We start from the raw sequence: 702 nt of genomic DNA, 5'->3' as shown, positions 1-702 counted from the left end.
GCCGGTGAGCTCTATCGCCTCGCGGATCGCGGCGAGGTCGTCCTTTCCCGGGGCGAGCAGGGAGCCCGCCTCGTTCAGGTGCGCCAGGGCGTCGACGAGGTCCTTCCTCTTCTCGAGCGCGCTGCCGTGCGGGATATCGCCCTCCCCCAGCGCCACGGGGGCGAGCACGGCGATGTCGGCCTGCACGCCGCGGCCGAAGAAGCGGCGGTCCAGCTCGCGGGCGCACATGGCCAGCGCCAGGCGCGCGATCTGGGCGGCGCGGGGGTCGATCTCCATGCCGTGCAGGTTCCTGGACAGGACGAGCCCGGGGATCTCGCGCTCGCGGTAGCCGCGCTCCAGGTACATCTTGGCCAGCAGCTCGAAGGCGTAGACCAGGATGTGGCCCGAGCCGCACGCCGGGTCGCAAAGCGAGATGTCCTCGGGGCCGGCGATCCTGATGAAGTCCTCGTGTGCCTCGTCGGGCTCGATGTAGTACTCCATCTCGTCGCGCAGGGGGCTCGCGGGGTTGTTGAGCATCCACAGGCGCCCCAGCGAGTTCTGCACCATGTAGCGCACGATCCAGTCGGGCGTGAACAGCTGGGTGGCCGGGCCTATGGTGTCGGGGGTCTCCTTGGCCTTGGAGGCGAAGAAGGCGTCCTTGACCTCGGAGTTGTAGTACTGGTACATCCATCCCAGGACCTGGACGTCTTCCCAGTCCTCCTC

The 702-nt window shown here is 68.5% G+C and carries 1 protein-coding gene; it reads right to left on the bottom strand.

Annotation, left to right across the window (positions count from 1 at the left end):
- Nucleotides 1-702 (bottom strand): DNA methyltransferase (locus tag ACTQ1E_RS08845; RefSeq protein ID WP_441565895.1); only part of this gene is annotated, 702 nt, incomplete at both ends.

Origin of the sequence: Collinsella sp. LCP21S3_C7, assembly GCF_052118485.1 — a bacterium.
GTDB lineage: Bacteria > Actinomycetota > Coriobacteriia > Coriobacteriales > Coriobacteriaceae > Collinsella.
The sequence above is the reverse complement of the archived record's forward strand: the minus strand, read 5'-3'. Positions and strand labels throughout refer to the sequence as shown.